The sequence below is a fragment of the Vibrio sp. Y10_XG_PY6 genome (assembly GCF_024181795.1).
Lineage (GTDB): Bacteria > Pseudomonadota > Gammaproteobacteria > Enterobacterales > Vibrionaceae > Vibrio > Vibrio diabolicus.
Map to the genome: position 1 here is coordinate 1,536,579 of NZ_JAMZAQ010000001.1, position 16,017 is coordinate 1,552,595.

14 protein-coding genes are annotated in these 16,017 nt (G+C 44.7%); 11 read left to right on the forward strand and 3 right to left on the reverse strand.

From position 1 onward, the window contains the following. Positions 1-4 precede the first annotated feature (4 nt). Positions 5-661, forward strand: coding sequence for a pyridoxamine 5'-phosphate oxidase family protein (locus NL644_RS06575; RefSeq protein WP_005396375.1), 657 nt, complete (start codon positions 5-7; stop codon positions 659-661). On the opposite strand, the gene NL644_RS06580 is transcribed toward NL644_RS06575, so the two are convergent. Further along, a complete protein-coding gene (locus tag NL644_RS06580; RefSeq protein WP_114323372.1) occupies positions 642-1,964 on the reverse strand; it encodes an ATP-binding protein in 1,323 nt (440 codons plus the stop codon). The genes NL644_RS06575 and NL644_RS06580 overlap by 20 nt on opposite strands. A 3-nt stretch (positions 1,965-1,967) precedes the next feature. Beyond that, positions 1,968-2,660, reverse strand: a complete 693-nt coding sequence (locus tag NL644_RS06585; protein ID WP_025546713.1) for a response regulator transcription factor — start codon at positions 2,658-2,660, stop codon at positions 1,968-1,970. Positions 2,661-3,025: 365 nt separating this feature from the next. Between NL644_RS06585 and NL644_RS06590 the strand changes: the two genes are divergently transcribed. Both NL644_RS06590 and NL644_RS06595 read left to right on the forward strand, forming a co-directional pair. After that, positions 3,026-4,567 (forward strand): hypothetical protein, encoded by a 1,542-nt coding sequence (locus NL644_RS06590; RefSeq protein ID WP_114323373.1) that lies wholly within the window; start codon positions 3,026-3,028, stop codon positions 4,565-4,567. A gap of 12 nt (positions 4,568-4,579) precedes the next feature. Next, positions 4,580-5,269, forward strand: a complete 690-nt coding sequence (locus tag NL644_RS06595; RefSeq protein WP_046876149.1) for a hypothetical protein — start codon at positions 4,580-4,582, stop codon at positions 5,267-5,269. An 85-nt stretch (positions 5,270-5,354) separates the two neighbouring features. Here NL644_RS06595 and NL644_RS06600 read toward each other — a convergent pair whose 3' ends face one another. Continuing rightward, entirely contained in the window at positions 5,355-6,356 is a 1,002-nt protein-coding gene (locus tag NL644_RS06600; RefSeq protein ID WP_114323374.1) for an AraC family transcriptional regulator, read from the reverse strand. A 107-nt stretch (positions 6,357-6,463) separates the two neighbouring features. Between NL644_RS06600 and NL644_RS06605 the strand changes: the two genes are divergently transcribed. The 8 genes from NL644_RS06605 to NL644_RS06640 all read left to right on the forward strand — a co-directional run bounded on the left by NL644_RS06605 (position 6,464) and on the right by NL644_RS06640 (position 15,882). Further along, positions 6,464-6,790, forward strand: coding sequence for an MFS transporter (locus tag NL644_RS06605; protein WP_046875867.1), 327 nt, complete (start codon positions 6,464-6,466; stop codon positions 6,788-6,790). Further along, positions 6,790-8,013: an HlyD family secretion protein gene (locus NL644_RS06610; RefSeq protein WP_114323375.1), complete on the forward strand. Its 1,224-nt coding sequence runs from the start codon at positions 6,790-6,792 to the stop codon at positions 8,011-8,013. Before NL644_RS06605 ends, NL644_RS06610 begins: the two co-directional genes overlap by 1 nt. Positions 8,014-8,111: 98 nt before the next feature. Continuing rightward, positions 8,112-9,434, forward strand: a complete 1,323-nt coding sequence (locus tag NL644_RS06615) for an AarF/ABC1/UbiB kinase family protein (RefSeq protein ID WP_114323376.1) — start codon at positions 8,112-8,114, stop codon at positions 9,432-9,434. Between the two features lie 112 nt (positions 9,435-9,546). Continuing rightward, positions 9,547-10,893 (forward strand): magnesium transporter, encoded by a 1,347-nt coding sequence (locus tag NL644_RS06620; protein ID WP_114323377.1) that lies wholly within the window; start codon positions 9,547-9,549, stop codon positions 10,891-10,893. A gap of 804 nt (positions 10,894-11,697) precedes the next feature. Continuing rightward, positions 11,698-12,936: a cytosine permease gene (gene codB, locus NL644_RS06625; RefSeq protein ID WP_114323378.1), complete on the forward strand. Its 1,239-nt coding sequence runs from the start codon at positions 11,698-11,700 to the stop codon at positions 12,934-12,936. Positions 12,937-12,945: 9 nt separating this feature from the next. Beyond that, entirely contained in the window at positions 12,946-14,223 is a 1,278-nt protein-coding gene (locus NL644_RS06630; RefSeq protein ID WP_114323379.1) for a cytosine deaminase, read from the forward strand. Between the two features lie 261 nt (positions 14,224-14,484). Continuing rightward, positions 14,485-15,123: an HD domain-containing protein gene (locus NL644_RS06635; protein WP_031780539.1), complete on the forward strand. Its 639-nt coding sequence runs from the start codon at positions 14,485-14,487 to the stop codon at positions 15,121-15,123. Continuing rightward, a complete protein-coding gene (locus NL644_RS06640) occupies positions 15,124-15,882 on the forward strand; it encodes a helix-turn-helix transcriptional regulator (protein WP_145472746.1) in 759 nt (252 codons plus the stop codon). It begins immediately after the preceding gene. Positions 15,883-16,017: the final 135 nt, after the last annotated feature.

Sequence of the window (16,017 nt, forward strand, 5' to 3'; positions counted from 1 at the left end):
GAAAATGCTATCCAACACCAATAGAACGGAAATTAAGAAAGGCGCACATAAAGCCGTCTCTGATGTTAGCAAACTGCACGCCATCATAGATGAAAGCCTAATCGCTCATATTGCGATAACCAACGAGTCAGGCCCTGTGGTCATCCCTATGCTGGCATGGCGTGTCGATGATTACGTGTATATCCATGGTGCCAACAACAGTCGACTGTTACGCTCACTCAAACAAGGAGTGCAAACGTGCTTAACCTTTACTTTGCTTGATGGTTGGGTATTGGCTCGAAGTGCATTTCACCACAGTGCGCATTATCGTAGCGCCGTGGTCTTTGGCCAGTTTGAGATGGTGGAGAATAACCAAGAAAAAGACAGGTTGCTGAATCACTTTATCGAACAGATCGCTCCAGGGAGAACAAAACAAGTCCGTTTGAGTAATGAAAAAGAGCTCAAAGCCACCATGCTGCTGCGTATCCCACTCACAGAGGCATCTGTGAAAATCAGCAATTTTGGCGTCAACGACGATGCGGAAGACATGGATATTCCTGTTTGGGCAGGTGTCCTACCCTACCGAACCGTCGTAGGTCCGCTGCAAGCTTGTGAAGATTTGTATGAAGGTATCGCTGAACCAGACTACCGCAGTGCCTACTCTAATCGTTGGCAGGAATAAGCACCGTAAAACGTGCACCGCCTAAGTGACTCTCGCCGACGGAAAGCTCCCAACCCAGTTGCCTCGCTGCACTGGTAGCGATGGCAAGCCCTAAACCAAAGCCTTTCATGTCGGCGTTGCGGCTTTTGTCTAAACGCGAAAATGGCATAAATACTTCTTCTCGCATCGCTTCAGGGATGCCCGGACCATCGTCCTCAATATCGATGCTCCAGCAATCCGCTACCATTCGAATCGTCACCTCAACGCAGGATTCACCGTAACGCTTGGCGTTTTGCAGTAAATTATCGAGGACGAGGTTACCCAAAGTAGGCTGAAAGTGAATCAATTGGTTCGCGAGTTCATTTTCTGCTCTCAACATGGTGGACTCTAAGCCTAGGTAATTCATGCGGCTTTTACACCAAAGAGGCAGTTCCATGGTTTCAACAGAATCGCTCAAAGAATGGTTTTTCACACTCAAGCGAGACAGCATGACAATGTCGGACGTTAAATCCGTCACTACATCAACGTATCGTTCAATATCGTCATGTAACTCTGCCTGCATTTCACCACTCGTGCGCCTAGCTAAATCCGTCGCTAGCTGAATACGACTCAGCGGAGTGCGCACTTCATGAGGAATAGCTTGAGTAAAGATGTGTGTTTGGCGTACTCGTCTCTCAATCTCTTCAGACATGTTGTTGAAGCCTTGGGCGAGCTCTTTCACGGGTTGCGAAAATTGCTTTAGATCGACTCGCGTATTCAACTCACCAGAACCAAATTGTTGTTGTGCAGCCGTTAGTTGCCGAATTTGGCGGTCAAGACGTCGTACAGGTATGTAAACCATGACACCTAAACTGCACACAACAACCAAAAGTAGAGTCAGTATAAATACAATCTCAGAATCTTCATTCCAATCAACATCTGGGCTAAAGAAATCCGTTTTTTCTTTGAAAACTAAACTCTTCGAGGTGTTAGGTAAAGGGAATACCGCGGCATAGGTACTGCCATCAATAAGATAAACAGGTATCCCTTGTATTCGGTACAGCAGCTTACAATCTCGACAAGGCGGTGATCCGTCCCAGTTTTCAACCAATGTTAAATCAAAGATAAAGAAATCTTGCTTGCCGTTTTCGGTTAACTTCTTATAGAGAGAATCCGGAGTGCCTCGTTGCTCAATGTATTGATCGACAAAATAAGCACCATCACTCAAAAAAACACCGACTTCTGTTTTGCGCATGTACTCTTCCCCCATAAAGAGAAACAAAGCAACAGTCAGCGCAAGGCCAGTAACTAACCCCACATATAGACGAGTAAACAGGGAAAACATGCGTCATTTACCTGTCAGCATATAGCCGTGGTGACGTATGGTCTTAATGGTAGCAGTATGGATATGAGCCTTAGAGAATTTCTTCCTTAGTGAGGATATACGCATATCAATCGAACGATCAGTAATGCAGTATTCAATGCCTCTGGCAAGACGGCAACATGATTCACGAGATACTGGTTTATCGACATTCAGCATCAGGAGCTCTAGAATTTCAAACTCAGAGCTCGTTAAACCAATATCTTTTTGCAAATAAAATGCTTGGGAGCGACGAAGACAAAGGCTAATGCCATATCGGCTCAGCTTTTCTTCTTCAACGGTATCAACTTGACGACGATAGCGACGCAACGCCGCTTCAATACGGGCGAGAAGGATATTGCCTTTTATCGGTTTGGTAAGGTAATCATCAGCACCGAACTTAAATAAGCTCACCTCGCTCATTTCATCATCGGTTGCAGTCAAAACAATGATAATCCCATGATAAAATTTACGTGCCTCTTGGCATATTTCTGCGCCATTTTTTCCCGGCAACATCAAATCTAACAGCACTAGGTCCGGATTGAGTCCGTGAATCGTTTCTAATGCATTTTGACCGTTGTCGATAACGGTTACTGTATAGCCTTCGGCTTCGAGGTACATTTTGGTTAATCGAGCAATCTCAGAGTCGTCTTCTACCAGTAAGATTGTATTGCCCACCATGAATCATTTACTCCACCAATATGATGGAGGGAGTATATCGCTCGTCCTATACTGCGCAAACCACTTAAGTGATAATTTTAATAAAAAGCAGGCTTACATACGCTTACAAACCATACATATACGATAATCCTAATCATTCTACGCCCCTAAAACCATGCAATAACCTGATGTTTTATTTATTGGCAGAATATAGCTTCACATAAAAATAAATTTCGGAATAAAAATCCACTATATTTTTAAATATATCGAATGATAGCCCTTACCAAAAAACAACATCAATATATATGACTTAATTTGCTTATATAGACAGGACTTTATGTTGCTTCTAAGTTTCTTGCTCTAATAAAGTCTACGAGTAACATGAAATGAGATATTCCCAATTAACACCTTTAGCCATATTTTGCGCGATAAGTCTAACTGCTTGCGGCGGCAGTGAATCTAATTCGAAACCATCGACAACGACACCTCCAACACCACCAGCGCCAACATTGAGCACTGTCACAATCCCAACTGTCGTTTCTACAGAGCTTCCAGCCAAGTTAAAAGTGGCTGCTGATGCGGGCTTCACCCACTATGTGAAAATCTCCCTTTCTGAAGCAAATAATAATGATGCATTTCACATTGTGGCTGTTGATGACGGTGCGAATAATGAAAAAATCTTTCGTGCAGCCAAAATCATCCAACACCTTCTCACAAACCAACCAGACTCTAAGTACGGCGCTGACAAGTCTCGTATCGCTAAGACATTAGCCGAGCGTGATGCCACACTAATGCTGACCGAAAACGACGAACAGAATGATGAGATGCTAACCAAAATCTTTATCAACGAACTGATTCGCCAAGACAAGTTGAACGATGCAGTGACAAACTCGGGCTTAGCACACTCTTTTGATACGAGTTCTCTAGAAAAGTTTGTTGTAAGCATGATGGTACTTAACGAAGATGATATGGATACACTTGTCACATCTATCGTGGCAACATTAGTAAATAGTAAAGAAACACCAAACTGGCTAAGGAACAGCCAATCTCTGATGTATCGAGAACTGACAGTTGAAGGCGATTGCCATTACATGAGTAATTTTGCCGATTACTGTGCCAATCTTGGTAAAAAAGCCGAACGAGACGCCGCTTTTGAAGAAATTTTACACTTGGTCCAAGCGCAAGGTATTGCACCTAACACGGGGACTGCGGCACTGCAAAATGACATTCAAGCTCATGCGTTAAAAATCTATAACGATATTCAAGCGGGCAAACCGACGGTGTGGCGCCCAACTCAGTATGACTGGGACGATTGGAAATCGGACGACTTCGATCCTGAAAGTGTTAAACAAACGGGCCCTTCATATTCTCACGAATACTTTGCTGCCGCTTTTGAAGCTTACATGGGTGTAGCAAAAGCAAACGGGCAAGGTTTAGATGGCTACCAAGCGTTAACACGTGAAGAAATGCAAACTCAAGATCCACAAGCCGTTGATTGGATCAGCGGCTTATTCCACGGATACTTGCAATACACCGCGAACATCGACTCTGCGGGCGTCAAACTTTACACAGAAAAGACAAATCCAGGCACTGTGCCTACCTTCCGTATGGCTCCCAACAAAGACGGCTTGATAGAAGCATACACCTACAAATCTCAGTGGCTGACAAGAGTGAAGATCATTGGCGACGACGCAATGAATGTCATCGGTAATGACCAAAACAATACCTTTGAAGGCAACAGCAAAGACAACAGCATTTATGGTGAAGGTGGTATCAACACCTATATCGTGCCACACAAACTGGCAGAATGTACTGTTATCAAAGCAAAGAGCGTTTCTGTTAAGTGCCCGAGTACAGGCACTGACGAGTTGTACGACATTCAAAAGATCCAATTCACCGACCAAATCTTAGATGTAACCGAGCTATAAACGATGAAAAACATGAAGAAACTTACTCTATTCGCTCCCCTACTCCTTGCAGGTTGTGGTGGCCTAGCCGTCATGGATCGTACTGATGCCGTAAAAGCACAACCAGAAATGCTGATCAAAACCGACGGAGATTTTTGGGGATTCGGTGCAGATGGTCATTTTGATTTTGCTGGTAAGTACAAAGGCAACTATTCACGCAGTGCTTCTAACTCAAGTTGGTTTAACCATATCTCTTTCAAAGAAGGTACGATGGGCGCAGAAGTTACTCGTATCGACAACGGGGAAACTTGGCTTCTGAGCTGCTCTGGAGGCGGTATGTCGGTTAACTACATGGGCGTCGATTTTGGTGGGAATGATCCTTACACCTGTGATATCACCCAAGATGGCGTCAAAGTGGGAGAATTTGCTATGGAGCCAAAATCCGCTCTCATCGACATCAGCTTCGAGAAAAAAGAGACTGGCGTAGTGCGTATCGGCAGCACCCACTTTAATGTAGAAACCGTACATACTAGTCCCGACGCCATGATGGCGGTAGACATTCCATTGGGTTATAGCTTTAAGGAAGGCACACAAGAAATTGCCGCTGTACAGACGAACGGTACCATTGCGGTACAAATGCTCCCAGAACTTAGTGAACAAAAAAAGGATGTGATTGCCATCGGCGCTGTTGCAAGTGCACTAAGCTGGCGCCCTAAGAAATAGCCATTACATTAAACAACACCAAAAATAGCAAGGCCCTCTACCTTGAGGGCTTTTATTGCTTGTTTTCATAAAGACAAGTGAAGCATTACTTTTCTAATCTTCCCGCATACTGCTTGGGCGTTAATCCACGATGTTTCTTAAACATACGATTGAAGCTCGCCACATTGGTGTAACCAAGGCGCATGGCTATGTCATCAATACTCACGCGCTTACTCAATAACCCAGCCGCAACATTACTCAATACATAGCCGGATACCATCGAGAAGTTGAGGCCTAATTTGTGCAAACGACGTTGAAACTGCTGTTCAGATAAATCAAGCAGAGAAGAAACGCGCTCTAACGTTGGCAATCCATAATGACTGCTGTAGTTCACCACTTCATAAATCACTTTCAACTCATCTTCTGGGTCGGGCATATTAAGCAAATCATCCAAATCGGAAAAACTCATCGCTAGACGGCTGTCTTCGCGATGGCTCACTTGGCGGGAAGCTAATCGGTCATCTCCCGGGATCCATATTTCTGTTTTTGGCTGACTCCATTCCACCTCGCAGCCGAAATATTCCCTGTATCGCTCAGTATTTTTTCTCGACCCTGAAATCTTGACGCGCAAAGGCTGATAGTCTTTACCAAGAAATTCGCGTAGCACTTTAATCATAAATACCGCACAGCGGATACTATCGTGCACCTTTACTGACGTTTCTATAAACGGATTGTGGTAAGTCCATTTGATGATTTTGCCCGACTGTTCGCCAGCAAAAAATGCCCCAGATTGTAAGTTACTCGCACCATAATTAACGCGTCGAATCGCGCTGGCTAAATCATTCCCAGAAAATAGCCAGCGTCCCACAGGCCCAAGCTTTTGCAGTTCAATACCTCGGCTGAGACTCAAAACCACATCTGGTTCACTACTGGCTTGTTCAACACAACGATACCATTCTGCGACGGCTTTTAGCGGGATCAGTGTCATTGGGTTGTGAAATACCGACGACGGAATCCCCAGTTCATCCGAGCCCAAATTATATTTAGATAACGCGAGGTTATGCATGTTTAGAATGCCCATCGCGCGAATAAATCGAACCGTCTTCATTACCAATCACATCAAATTTAATCCTCTATTGATTGAATCTGTCACAAAGAAAGACCTAAATCAAATCCAGATCACAATACGCCAACCGTTTGATAGAGGAGTGTTTAATGAGTTTACTGAGTGTCCCATTTGTCGGAACTGGTGCAGATACAGCGTTACATGTTGTCGCTGCTGTCGTTTTAATCGCGAGTGTCGCGGGCGCGTGTTACGGCTTTTGGAAAATCCATGAATTGCCAATTAATAAGGCGCACAGCAAAGACCATCATCAGATAGGGCTCATCACTGCGCTCACCTGGATAGGGTTTGTCTGGCACTGGGTTTGGGTGCTAGCTGTTATCTTTGCATTCGTTGATATGGAAAAAGCCATCATCAATCTGCGTGATACATGGAGAAGTAAACCGCAAACAGAAACACAGCCAAAAGAGGAAGCGTAATGTTAGAAGGTTTAGCGGTATGGGCTCTCTTCATCTATCTGCTGCGTTTGGTTGGCATGCCTTGGAACAAAGCAACCAAATCGTTCGCTTATCTTGGCGGTTTGAGTTGGCTGATGTTCGTATGGGTAGGTTTGATTAACTTCACCCCGATGGATTTATCCGGTGGTTCTGTCGTGCAGTCACCACACATCCAATTGCGTCCAGATTCAACCAATGTGAAGGGTAAAGTTGACCACATTTACATTAAGCCAAATCAACAAGTTAAAGAAGGTCAGCTTATTTATGAACTTGACCCAACTCAATACGAAATCGCATTAAATCAGGCGAACGTATCCGCCGATTCTGCACGAGTCGCATTAGCTACGGCAAAAGGCGACATCGAGATTGAAGAAGCGAATCATCAAGCATTGGTGCAAGATCTAGAAACATCAAAGAGCCAATTGGAAGCGGCGAACGTTGACTACAAATTGCAGAAAAAGATGCTAGATCGTTATGTTGAGCAAAACCGAGTGGTGCAAAACACCATCACGGAAAGCGACATCGACAAACAATCGAGTGCGGTTGATATGGCACGTCACTACGTGTTGACCCTTGAGTCTCAAATTAAGAAGAAACAAGTCGATATTTCCCGCGCAAAACTGGCGATTCATAAAGCAGAGCTCGCAGTTGAAACCAAACAAGCCGAACTGCGCCAAGCTGAAGAGCAAATTGCAAAAGCGCAATGGGATTTGAACAGCACCAAAGTTCATGCCCCAACAGATGGCTTTGTCACCAACTTTATCCTGCGTGAAGGTCAGCGTGTTTCGATGATGCCACGTATTAATATGTACACTAACGAGAAGTATGTGCTGATGCGAGTCAACCACCAGGCGATTCGTAACATCAAACCGGGTCAACCTGCGGAATTCTCTTCGTCCGTTTACCCAGGCAAGATCTTCTCAGCGACCGTCGAAGGCATTGTTGAAGCAACAGGTGAGTCACAAGGTAATCTGCTGGGTTTCGATGATTCTGTTCGCGTTACAACCGGCAAGAACTTACAGAACAAACACCACTTTGTTCGTCTTAAGATTGATGAGCCAGAATGCTACGACATTCCTGTTGGCTCTGTTGGCCTCGCATGGGTCAGCGGTGAAAAACCGATAGGCTTCATGGCCTTCTTGGATGTGATTCGCGGGATCATCATTCGAATGAAGTCTCAGCTGTACTTCTTCTACTCCATCTAAACTCACAAACCGCCAGTTTCGCTGGCGGTTTTTTCATTTGTATCCAAACACATCCTTTTCCCGTATAACAATTAGTTAGTAAATAGCGGAGAAGATTCATGTCGGCAAAGGAAAGAAGCCTACCTACCCATCGCATCTCAAGATTCAGCAAATTCGCCTCACTTGCTACCCGTGTCGCAGGCAATGTGATTGCAGAAGGCACGAAGCAGATAGCCAAAGGCAACAAACCAAAAGCGAAAGACCTATTGCTGACGCCGCAAAACATCGCGCGTTTAACCGACCAACTTGCTCACCTACGTGGCGCTGCAATGAAGCTTGGTCAAATGCTCTCAATGGATGCTGGTGATGTTTTAGAACCTGAACTTGCCGATATTCTTTCCCGTCTTCGTTCCGACGCAGACCCAATGCCTGCAAAACAACTCAACGCAGTAATGGAAAGTTCGCTTGGAACGAATTGGAAAGCTGAGTTTCTATCATTTAACTTCAAACCAATCGCCAGTGCATCAATAGGACAAGTGCACCAAGCCTACAGCGATGCGGGCGATAACCTAGCCGTCAAAGTGCAATATCCGGGCATACGGAAAAGTATTGATAGCGACGTCGATAATGTCGGTACACTGCTCAAGGTCGTTGGGTTGATTCCCGAGTCTGTCGACTACAAAGGATTGCTCGAAGAAGCGAAAAAGCAACTGCATGATGAAGCCGATTACACCCGAGAAGCGCAATTTGCGATTCGTTACCATGATGCTTTGAAGGAGCATCCTCATTTTGTCGTACCAAAGATTCACACTGAAAGTTGCTCAGACTCCGTTCTCGCCATGGAGTTTATTGACGGCGTACCCATTGAACACATCGAACATTATGATCAAAGTACGCGAGATTTTGTCATGCACAGTTTGCTCGAATTGCTGTTCAGAGAGCTGTTCGAATTCAAGATGGTGCAAACCGACCCTAACTTCGCCAATTACTTGTACATTGAAAGTACTCGCCAAATCGGCTTGTTAGATTTCGGTGCAACTCGCGAATACAGCGAACGATTCAGTGCCGGCTATCGCCAAGCCTTTGCGTCCGTCATGAATAATGACGAACAAGGCTTGAATGACGCGCTTGAACAAATTGGCTTCTTCAGCCAAACCATCTTACCTGATCAGCGCCAAGCGATTCTCGATTTAGTAAAAATGGCATGTGAACCCATGTTAGTTGATGAGCCATATGATTTTAAAGCCAGTGGCTTAGCGCAAAAACTTCGCGAAGCTGGCACTATTTTGAGCATGGAACAAGAGTACTGGCATACCCCACCTGCCGATGCCCTATTTTTACATCGTAAAATTGGTGGCATGTATTTGCTCGCAGCGAGAATTGGCGCAAAAGTGAACATTCGCCAATTGGTACAGCCATATCTCACTATCAACAGCGAATAGCCTATTGTTTTTCTGTTACTTTCAAGTACCTTGAGCAAGGTTAAGATGCATAGTTGTGCATCTCAATAACATGCCATACTTCCATAAAACGAATTAACTATCGGGGTACTCGGTGAGCAAGTTTCAAGATCTCTCCACTCTAATCCAGCAAATTGGCCAAGCCGAAGAAGCGGATCAAGTCGCAACGCTCAATGAATCTATTGAAGCGGGTCTCGAACCTGGCGCAGTCGCCCTAATTCTGGAAGCCTTTCCAATCGATGATCGTGTTCGCTTATGGCGAGCTTTGCCACTAGAACTGCATATCGACGTGTTAACGGAAATGCGTGCCAACGTACGTTTTTCTATCATCAATGCATTATCTGAAGTCGAGCTAAAACTCACCCTCGCTAAACTTGATAACTTATCGCTGATCGAATGGGCGGATTCGTTGCCTGAGTCGATCATCAACGAAGCGCTCGCGTTAATCGAAAAAGATGAGTTAGAGCTTTACGATCAGGCAAACGAATATGAAGATGAAGAGCTCGGCCACTGGGCTGAGCGTAAAATCATCACCCTGCCCTTTAATATTACGATTGGAACGGCTAAGCAGTTAATGGAGCGCTATAGCTACGACACGCCTCAACAGGTCTACCTGATCAACCGTAATAAACAGTATCGAGGGACAGTCAATTACTACGAAATTTTACGTAGTGATCCTGATACTCGCTTGAAAACACTCGTTATTGAAGCGGTGACGGTGCTAGACAGTAAGATGATGCTTCCCGAAGCGGTAGAAGCATTAGAGCACAGCACACTGCCCGCTCTGCCTGTGACTGATGCAGACCAAACTCTGATTGGTGAAGTCGATTGGCAATTTGCATTAAGTACGCAACGTGAAATCTACGAAGCGCGCTTAATGGCTGGTACTGGTATGGATGAAGGCGATGACTTGTTTGCGCCAGTATTAAAAAGCTCGCAAAAACGCGGCGTGTGGCTGGGCATCAATTTGCTGACTGCGATTTTAGCGTCTGTCACTATCGGGCTATTTGAAGACGTGATTGCTCAAGTGGTGGCTTTGGCCGTACTAATGCCAATTGTTGCATCGATGGGTGGCATTGCAGGCAGCCAAACGCTGACTCTAATGGTTCGTGCGATGGCGCTTAATCAGATTACCCCAGGTAACCGATTCAAATTCTTAAAAAATGAGCTGGGTATTGGCTCACTGAACGGCATTGCTTGGGCGCTAATCATCGGCGGGTTAGCCGGATTGTGGTTCCAATCGCCAGTTTTAGGTGGAACCATCGCGCTGGCCATTATCGTCAACATTATTACCGCTGCTTTATTTGGCGTGTTGATACCCATTATTTTGGATAAGTTTAAATTGGATCCAGCCTTAGCAGGTTCGGTTATTCTAACGACGGTGACAGATGTGGTTGGTTTTTTCGCCTTTTTGGGAACGGCGAGTTTAGTCATGCTCTAAAAAGTCCACTGTTTATTAATCAATCATTAGCATAATAGAGTCAAATTGCATAACGCAGTTGCAAATTGCAAACAAACTCAAACTTTAAGCAACGCATGTCACAGAAACTACGTATTTTAGGGCATGTTAAAGTTGGCACAGTAACTGCATTATATAAATCGACCCTTCTTAAGCCGAGGGTCACCTAGCCAACTGACGTTGTTAGTGAACTTGATTTTGTTCACATGTATATAAGCCAATCGCACTCTTTGCGGTTGGCTATTTTTTTATGTGGCTATTGCTCTCTTATCCTCTGACCGAGCTCGGTTGTACTTTTCCTGCCCACAACAGATTGTTTACTGTTTATAAAATTCAAATATTCGCCCACTAAACTATTAGAAATACCAGCTTCAACAAAAACAAATTACCTACATAAAATAAAACCAAGAAAACATACCCAAAAAAGAAAAAATAACGTCCAAACCAAAACGCTCATCATGAAATCGTTTTCTTTTCATAGAAATCGACTGAACAATCTAGAGTTATAAATAAATTTAATCCATAAACATAAATAGCAATTCAAAACATTCATTTCACATAGAAAACCTGTCTATAAATCATATAAAACACGTAAAAACAAACTTTTTACCTTTATAAGTAAAAAATTAAGCCATTGTTATTAAAAGAAAAAATAGACATCAAAAACCAAGCAAACGTTTAAATTGCAATTTTATCATTGACTATTAAATTTACATCACGATAATACGCGCCGTTTGCCTGAAAACCAGGCGCTATAATTTAACATTTCAATGTGCGGAGGTAATAATGGCTGGAGACAATAACTACAGTCTTGGACCAGTTCCCGACACGGCCAGAAAAGGCGTGGCGTCACTAACCATGGTGATGTTAGGACTCACTTTTTTCTCCGCAAGTATGTGGACAGGTGGCTCTCTCGGTACTGGGCTCTCCTTTAATGATTTTTTCCTCGCTGTTCTCATCGGTAACCTAATCCTCGGTATTTACACTTCTTTCCTCGGTTACATCGGCGCTTCTACTGGTCTCTCTACTCACCTTCTTGCTCGTTTCTCTTTTGGTTCTAAAGGATCTTGGCTTCCTTCTGCTCTTCTTGGTGGTACTCAAGTTGGGTGGTTTGGAGTTGGTGTCGCGATGTTTGCGATTCCGGTGCATAAAGCAACGGGCATCGATACCAATACATTGATCCTCGTTTCCGGTTTGCTCATGACCGCGACCGTTTACTTTGGCATCTCAGCACTGATGGTGTTGTCAGCAATTGCCGTTCCTGCCATTGCGCTACTTGGCGGCTACTCTGTCATCGAGGCAGTAAATAGCGTTGGCGGTATTAGCGAACTACAACAGGTTCAACCAACCGAGCCACTCGATTTTTCAATAGCTCTCGCGATGGTTGTCGGCTCTTTTGTCAGTGCTGGTACATTAACGGCAGATTTCGTGCGCTTTGGCAAAAAGCCGCGCAGCGCTGTGATGATCACAATGGTGGCATTTTTCATCGGTAACTCGTTAATGTTTATCTTTGGCGCGGCAGGTGCGTCGGTGACTGGTCAATCAGACATCTCTGAAGTGATGATTGCGCAAGGCTTATTAATTCCCGCCATCATCGTACTTGGATTAAACATTTGGACGACTAACGACAACGCGCTCTACGCATCGGGTCTTGGATTTTCCAACATCACGGGCTTACCAAGTAAATACATCTCAATGGCGAACGGTCTTGTTGGCACACTTTGCGCTCTCTGGCTCTACAATAACTTTGTTGGCTGGCTGACCTTCTTATCTTTGGCAATTCCACCGATTGGCGGTGTGATCATCGCTGACTTCTTCACGAACCGTAAACGCTACGCAAACTTTGAAGCCGCCCAATTCCAAAACGTTAACTGGGCTGGCATTATCGCTGTCGTGATTGGCGTTGGTGCGGGACACTTCCTGCCTGGCGTAGTGCCGATTAACGCTGTACTTGGCGGCGCAATTAGCTTCCTGATTCTTAATCCTATTCTCAACAAAAAAGCACTGGCTACACAGCCAGCGTAAGGAACCATCATGACAACACTACTGATCAAAAACGTAACGCTAAAAGGACAAGAAAGTCTGCAGCAAATTTTGATTGAAGATGGTCAATTCAAGCGCATTGAAAGCAACGATGTGGAGCTTAATCATAACGGTGACACCATCGATGCTGAAAGCGGCATGGCGGTGGCGCCTTTCTGCGAGCCGCACATTCACCTAGATACAACTCAAACCGCAGGCGAGCCAAGTTGGAACATCTCTGGCACATTGTTTGAGGGTATTGAACGTTGGGCTGAGCGCAAAGAAATGCTGTCGATTGAAGACGTGAAAGCGCGCGCAAAACAAACCTTAAAATGGCAGATAGCAAACGGCGTACAACACGTTCGTACCCACGTCGATGTTTCAGACCCTACCCTAATTGCCCTAAAAGCGATGGTAGGAGTGCGTGAAGAGATGAAAGAATGGGTAGATATCCAAATCGTCGCCTTCCCGCAGGAAGGAATTCTCTCTTACCCAAATGGCAAAGAGCTGCTAGAAGAAGCCGTCAAATTAGGGGCGGACGTTATTGGCGCGATTCCACACTTTGAATTCACACGCGAATATGGCATTGAATCGCTACACTACGTATTCGAGTTAGCACAAAAATACGACCGTCTGATCGACGTGCATTGTGATGAAATCGATGACGAACAATCTCGCTTCATTGAAACACTGGCAGCATTAGCGCACAAGTTTGATATGGGGAATAAAATCACGGCCAGTCACACCACAGCGATGGGTTCCTACAACGGCGCATACGCATCTCGCCTGTTCCGTTTATTACGCATGTCCGGTATCAACTTCGTGGCAAACCCATTGGTGAACATTCACTTACAAGGCCGCTTTGATGATTACCCAAAACGTCGCGGCGTAACACGAGTGAAAGAGATGCTGAATGCCAACATCAACGTCTGCTTTGGACACGATGATGTATTTGACCCTTGGTACCCACTAGGCACTGCAAACATGCTGCAAGTGCTGCATATGGGTCTGCACGTGTGTCAGGTGATGGGTTACGACCAAATCAACAACTCACTGGATCTGATCAGCACCAATTCAGCACGTACACTGAACATTCAAGACAAGTATGGAATTGAAGAAGGCAAACCAGGTAGCCTACTGATTCTTCCTGCAGAAAATGGTTTTGACGCCGTACGTCGCCAAGTGCCGGTTCGCTACTCTGTTCGTCACGGTAAAGTGATTGCAGAAACACAGCCTGCGACGACTCATATTCATCTTGAACAAGCAGAGCAAGTGACGTTCAAGCGCTAAGGTTCGTAAAAGTACCTACTAAAACGAAAAAGGGTCTGACGAAATCTTCAGGCCCTTTTGCTATTGGCAAACGTCACTGCTGTTCTGTGTCTTACCACCTCAGTAGCCAACCGAACGCACAAAAATGCTATTTAAGATGACCCGAAACTCACCAGGTTGCATAAGGTTCTGATGGCTAAATCTCAATTACACTATTGAACTTGGAAATTCCTCTCTGCGTTCGGCATACTTCTGCCTTCACTTTAGTTGTAGATATAACTCATGACCTTATTAAGCCAGATAGAATCGCAATTTTTGGAATTTATGCAGCAAGAGATGCAAGTCGATGCGGCGCATGACATAAGCCATGTTCAACGGGTCGTAAACACTGCAAAAAAACTGGCTGTAGAAGAAGGCGCCGACTTATCTATTGTGCTTCCCGCCGCCTATTTACATGATTGTTTTACCTATCCGAAAGATCATCCTAACCGCAAGCAGAGCTCAATCATTGCAGCCAAAAAAGCGGTCGCGTTTTTAGAAAGTATCGATTATCCGCAGCAATACCATGATGCCATTGCCCATGCGATAGAAGCACACAGCTTTAGCGCTAATATCAGACCCAACACATTGGAGGCAAAAGTCGTTCAAGATGCCGATCGGCTGGATGCATTAGGTGCTATTGGCGTTACTCGCTGTATACAAGTGAGCACTGAGTTTGATGCGCAACTTTACGATGACAAAGACATCTTTGCTCAACAGCGAGAGCTCGACGATAAACAATTCACTCTGGATCACTTTCAAACCAAGTTATTCAAAATCGCTGAAACTATGAACACGGAGTCAGCGAGACGCGAAGCTCAAAAACGCAAAGCCTTTATGCAAGCGTATATAGAGCAATTACACGACGAGGTGACAGCGTAAATGTCTGAAAGCCATACGTTAATTAAAGAGCTTAAACGCCAGCTAAAGTTAGCTGGGCTGCATTATATCGATGTTGCACAACACCTTGATTTAAGTGAAGGCAGCGTCAAACGGTTACTCGCTGAAGGTCAACACATTAGCCTTGAGCGCTTAGAGCGAATTTGCCAATTGATTGGTTTAGAAATGGCGGAACTGTTTAAGCTCGCGGCTGCGCATAATAAAGGTCTGGAGTCGCTAACGTTAGAGCAAGAAAAGCAGCTGGTTGACGATAAAGCCCTGCTACTCGTGGCGATCTGTGTTGTAAATGGCTATCAGTTTGAACAAGTCGTTCAACAATACACCTTCAATGAGTTGGAACTGGTACAAAAGCTTGCTCATTTGGATCGTCTGAACATCATCGACTTGCAGCCAAATAACAAAATTCGTTTGCGTATATCTCCGACATTTAAGTGGCAGATGGGCGGCCCTATTCAACGGTTCTTCCAACAGCAAGTTCAAGACGCCTTTTTCCAAAGCTACTTTTCTGGTGAAGATGAACAGTTATCCATGGCAACAGGATTGATGAGCGTACCAACCAACAAGAAGCTGCAACAGAAACTGCAAAAGGTCATCGATGAGTTTTATCAGGCTTGCCAAAGTGATAGCTCTCTCGATATGGACGAAAAGCACGGCACCTCTCTGATTATTGCGATGCGTCGCTGGACGTTCCCTCTGTTTGAACCATGGGAAAGAAAACCTACTCAAAAGTCTCAAAATTAGTAACTCAATAAACAAATGGAGATGAAAGTAACGAATTTCGTTACTTTTGGTGACACCCAACGTCACTTGACAGAGAAAGCTGGTTTAATCGTTCATTGAGCATAAAGTGCTCCCATCTCATTCGACTTTGTTTAA

Coding starts and splice junctions, on each gene's coding strand:
- NL644_RS06575 (WP_005396375.1), top strand. CDS start 5: ATGCTATCCAACACCAATAGAACGGAAATTAAGAAAGGCGCACATAAA.
- NL644_RS06580 (WP_114323372.1), bottom strand. CDS start 1,964: ATGTTTTCCCTGTTTACTCGTCTATATGTGGGGTTAGTTACTGGCCTT.
- NL644_RS06585 (WP_025546713.1), bottom strand. CDS start 2,660: ATGGTGGGCAATACAATCTTACTGGTAGAAGACGACTCTGAGATTGCT.
- NL644_RS06590 (WP_114323373.1), top strand. CDS start 3,026: ATGAGATATTCCCAATTAACACCTTTAGCCATATTTTGCGCGATAAGT.
- NL644_RS06595 (WP_046876149.1), top strand. CDS start 4,580: ATGAAGAAACTTACTCTATTCGCTCCCCTACTCCTTGCAGGTTGTGGT.
- NL644_RS06600 (WP_114323374.1), bottom strand. CDS start 6,356: ATGAAGACGGTTCGATTTATTCGCGCGATGGGCATTCTAAACATGCAT.
- NL644_RS06605 (WP_046875867.1), top strand. CDS start 6,464: ATGAGTTTACTGAGTGTCCCATTTGTCGGAACTGGTGCAGATACAGCG.
- NL644_RS06610 (WP_114323375.1), top strand. CDS start 6,790: ATGTTAGAAGGTTTAGCGGTATGGGCTCTCTTCATCTATCTGCTGCGT.
- NL644_RS06615 (WP_114323376.1), top strand. CDS start 8,112: ATGTCGGCAAAGGAAAGAAGCCTACCTACCCATCGCATCTCAAGATTC.
- codB (WP_114323378.1), top strand. CDS start 11,698: ATGGCTGGAGACAATAACTACAGTCTTGGACCAGTTCCCGACACGGCC.
- NL644_RS06630 (WP_114323379.1), top strand. CDS start 12,946: ATGACAACACTACTGATCAAAAACGTAACGCTAAAAGGACAAGAAAGT.
- NL644_RS06635 (WP_031780539.1), top strand. CDS start 14,485: ATGACCTTATTAAGCCAGATAGAATCGCAATTTTTGGAATTTATGCAG.
- NL644_RS06640 (WP_145472746.1), top strand. CDS start 15,124: ATGTCTGAAAGCCATACGTTAATTAAAGAGCTTAAACGCCAGCTAAAG.